We start from the raw sequence: 4,313 nt of genomic DNA on the forward strand, positions 1-4,313 counted from the left end.
CCCGCCCGCTCGCGCAGCCCGAACGCGAGGCCCGCCACCGCGTCGGCGGACCGGCGCGCGCGCTGGGCCTCCTCCTGGCGCTCGTCGCGTGCGCGGGCGGCGTCGGCGGCGGCCTCCTCGGCCTCCGTCCAAGCGGTGCGGGCCTCGGTCAGCTCCGCCCGCGCCGCCTCCGCCGTCTCGCGGGCCGTCTGTGCGCCTTGGGCGAGTTCCGCGAGCTTCCCGGGCGGACAGTCCGCCCGCCAGGAGCCGAGCCGGGCGGCGATGGCGCGGTCCGAGGCCAGCCGGGCCGCGAGCAGCCGGATCTCCTCGTCCCGCGCGGTGGCGCGCGCCCTGAGGGTCCGCCGCTCCTCGTCGGCCGCGTGTTCATCGTGCATGGCCGGGTTCGGCGGGACGAGGAACACGCCCGTGTCCGCGGCGTCCGCCGCACCCCCGCCGCCGCCCCGGGGCGCGGGGACCGGCGCGAGCAGCGCGGCGGCGGTGCCGACCGCGACGGTGGAGCGGGGCAGCAGGGCAGCGGCGGTCAGGACTTCACGGGCGCGGAGGTGTGACGCGGGGTCGGTGATCACGACCCCGTCGACCAGCTCGGGCCGCGCCGCCAGGACCGCCGCGTGGTCGGCCGGGTCGACGGCCTGGGCGAGATAACGCCACCCGGGGAGCGCGGGAATGCCGTGCTCCCCCAGGTATTCGACGGTCGCGAGGACATCGGGCCCCGGGGGCAGCAGTCCGCCGTCGCCGAGCGCGCCGAGGATACGGGTGTCGTCGGCCGCGGCGGTGCGCAGGTCGAACAGCTGCCGCTCGGCGGATGCGATGTACTGGTCGAGCAGTTCGCGCAGGTCGTCGGCGTAGCGGTCCAGCTCTTCGGCGGAGAGGGGGCCGTCGGCGGGGCGGGGACGCCTGCGGGCGGCGCCCGCCGGGGTCCCCCCGGGAGTGTCGCACCCGGTGCCCGGGGGCTCCTCGGTGGCGGTCCCGTCCGCCGGGCGGGTCCCCGTGCCGTCATCGGCGGCGGCCGTCCCCGACGGGCCGTCGGCCCCCGGGGCATGGTCGGTCCGGGTGGTGCCCGCGCCCTGGCTCTGTCCATCAGCCCCGGCCGTGCCCCGCCTCGGGGCGGGTACGGGGGTTGCCGCGACGGCGCGGGGTGCGGGCAGGCTGAGCAGTTCCGCCAGGCGGTCGTCCTGGGCGATGGACTCCGCGGCGCGGCGTTCGGTGTCGTAGGACTGTTCCGCCGCGAGGGCCGCGTCCTGCGCGCGGGCCGCCGCCAGCTCCGCGCGGGATTCGGCAGCCGCCGCCTCCTTGGCCCGGTCGCCGGTGATCCGGCCCGCCTCACGGGCCGTGTCCCAGGTCGCGACGGCGGTCTTCTCCGCGTCGCTCGCCGCGAGGGCCGCGCGTGCCGGATCGGCGTCGGGGGCCGTGTCGTCGAGCCAGCCGGCCCGTACGGCTTCGGTCGTCTCCTGTTCGACCTCGGTGAGGCGCTGGCGCAGATGGCCGATCTCGCTGCGGGCGCGCTGGGCCTCGGTCGCGGCGGCGGTGGCGTCGCGGTGCGCGGTCTCGCCCGCCTCCTGGAGGGCGGCCGAGCGCTCCTCCTCCTCATTGGCGACCCGCTCGCCGTCATCGGCGGCCGAGTGCAGCGCGCGGACGAGATCGGCGGCGGCGCGGGCGCGGGCGGCCAGGGCGGGGGCGGCGTCGCGCTCGGCCTCGCGGATCGCGACGGCGACGCGGGCGGAACGGTCGCTCGCGGCCCGGTGCCGCAGGACGGCCTCCGCCGCCTGCCAGGCGGAGTGCAGCGTACGGGCGTCGGTCAGTTCGCGGCGCTGGGCGGCGGCGCTCCTCTCGGCGACGGTCAGGGCGAGGGAGGCGTGCCGGTAGGCCAGTTCGGCGGCGATCAGTGAGCTGCGGGCGCGGGATCGTTCGGCCTCGGTGACCGTGTGCGCGGCGGCGGTGAGCTGCCGGGCGAGGTCGGTGGTACGGGTGCGCTCCGCCTCGGCGCGGGCGGAGAGCCTGCGGGCGAGTGTGCGGGTGCGCCGCTCGGCGCCCGCATGGATCTCCCGGGCGCGCGCACGGGCTTCGGTGGCCGCCACGATCCGGCCGAGCAGATCGACGGAACCCGCCGTGAAGTCGCGCTCCGCCGTCAGCTCGGCGCGGCGGCCGAGTTTGTTGCCGAAGCTGCTGACGAGGTCGGCGAGGCCGTCCGTGTCCCGGGTGTCGGTGACCGCGCGCAGCAGCAGATCGGTGAAGTCGGAGTCCTTCTTGACGGCGAAGAGACCGGCGGCCTCGCCCTCGTCGGCGTTCATCTCGCGCTGGTAGCGGAACAGCTCGGGGTCGAGGCCCAGGTCGCCGAGGTGTTCGTTCCACCGGTCGTGGATCTCTTCCCAGGAGACATCGAGGTGGGGGTACGCCTTGCCGGCGTCGGTGATCGCGTCGCGGAAGCCCTTCATGGTGCGGCGGCGGCCCCGCGCGCCCGACGCGCCCTCGACCGGGGGGCGTACGGCCGTCGACTCGGCGACGGGGAGGGAGTCGAGGCTCAGGCCCGGCCCGGGGCGGAAGGAGTACCACGCCTCCGCGAACTTCCTCGGGTCGTTGGAGACCTGGCGTCCCCGCCACTCGCTGACCTTGCCGACGACCACCAGTTCGCCGGTGAGGGTGTGCTGCCACTCCAGGGCGACATGTCCGCAGTCGTCGGCGAGCAGGAACTTTCGCAGTACGCCGGAGCTGGCACCGCCCAGGGTGTTGCGGTGGCCGGGCAGCATCACGGAGAAGATCAGCTTCAGCAGAACGGACTTTCCGCCGCCGTTCTCCAGGAAGAGCACACCCGCGGGGGCCGGGCGGCGGGGCGGGCCGGTCGGCTCGTCCTCGAAGAACTCCGCCTGGGCGGGCGCGGGGTGGGGCACTGGCTCGCCCACTCCGCGCAGATCCAGCACGGTGTCGGCGTAGCGCGCACCGGCGGGCCCGATGGAGTAGAGGCGAACGCGGGACAGCTCGTACATGGCGGCTTGCTCTCGTGGTGGGTGCGGATGTGCGGCGGACGGTGACTACGGGGCGGGTGTCGGAGGGTGGTCGGTGTCGGTGTCGGCGGGTCGGGGCCGGGGGGATTCGGTCTCGGCGGATCGCGCACGGGAGGCGGATTCGGTCTCGGTGGATCGGATGGAAAATCGGATGGAAAGGGGTCCGGCATCAGTGGGGCACGGGTGGAAGGAATACGGCACCGGCGGGTCAGGTGTGGAAGGGGAGTCCGGCGTCGGCGGCCAGCTCGGGGTCGTCCGCGTCGGGCGGTGGGAGGAGGGTGGCGGTGCCGTCGCTGACCGGAACGACGCCGAGGTCGAGCAGTTCGGCCATGGCAGCGCCGCCCGCCATGTCGCGGACCTGCAATTGATAGCGGGCGGTGGTGCGGTAGGCGCCTCCGGCGTCGTCACCGGTCCGCTGGAGGAAGCCGGAGTCGGTGAGGAACGCGACGGCCTTGCCGACGATGCCGGTGGTCGAACCGGCGAGCCGGCGGGTGTCCTTCGTGGCTCCCGTGGCACTGCGCCGGGCGTAGACCCGCCAGGCGGACTCCAGGCCGGGGGCGTCGGTGGCGGGGTCGGTGTTGGTGCCCTGCTCGCCTGCGCGCTCTTCGAGCCGCCGGCATGCCTGCCGTACGAACGCGTCGACGCCGTTCACCGTGATGCGGCCGATGTATCCGTCGTCGGCGAGATCCTCGGGGCGCGGGAACGCCATGGCGGCGACGGCGAGATGGGCGAGGCCGTGCAGAAAGCGGTCCGCGGAGTCCGGGGACGCCCGGCGGGCGTAGTCGCCCATGCGGACGGCGAAGACGGAGTCCTCCCCCGCGGCCAGGGCCATGCCTGCGCGGGTGGACACCTCAAGGACGATGAGGCCGAGGCCGGTGGCGACTGCGTCGGCGATCCGGGCGAAGGGCGGGTCCTCGCGGTATCGCCGCAGCAGGTCGGCGTATTCGGCGTCGCGCGCCGGGAGCAGCTTGGGCTGCAGGCCGAAGGAGACGAGCCGGGCGGCGTCGGCGGCGTCGGCGGGGGTGACCCCCCGGCCGGCGCTGTCGCCCGTCCGGTCCGGCACGGCCTCGGGCGTGGCCGGGTCACGCCAGGGGGTGGGGGCCGCGTGGGTGTCGGTCACTGAATGCTCCTTGTCCGGCTGGTGGGTGTCCGATGGCGGAACGGCTTCCCGGCGCGCTTCCGCCCGAGGTCCGCGCGCCGATCGCCCGCGCGGCCGAGAGGCGCCTGCCGTCGTCGCGGCTCCGCGCCGGGGATCTCCCCGTGGGCCCACACCCGTGCCCTGCGGCCCGGAGAGCCCGCCGGTCTCTCCGGCGC

Annotated in this window: 1 protein-coding gene and 1 pseudogene; both read right to left on the reverse strand. The window is 75.9% G+C overall.

Going from position 1 to position 4,313, the window contains the following annotated elements:
- A pseudogene (locus ACWF94_RS34665) lies at window positions 1-2,981 on the reverse strand (hypothetical protein); the annotation flags it as partial.
- A gap of 226 nt (window positions 2,982-3,207) precedes the next feature.
- Window positions 3,208-4,119, reverse strand: a complete 912-nt coding sequence (locus ACWF94_RS34670) for a hypothetical protein (RefSeq protein WP_453497903.1) — start codon at window positions 4,117-4,119, stop codon at window positions 3,208-3,210.
- Window positions 4,120-4,313 lie beyond the last annotated feature (194 nt).

This window comes from Streptomyces sp. NPDC055078 (assembly GCF_053607985.1).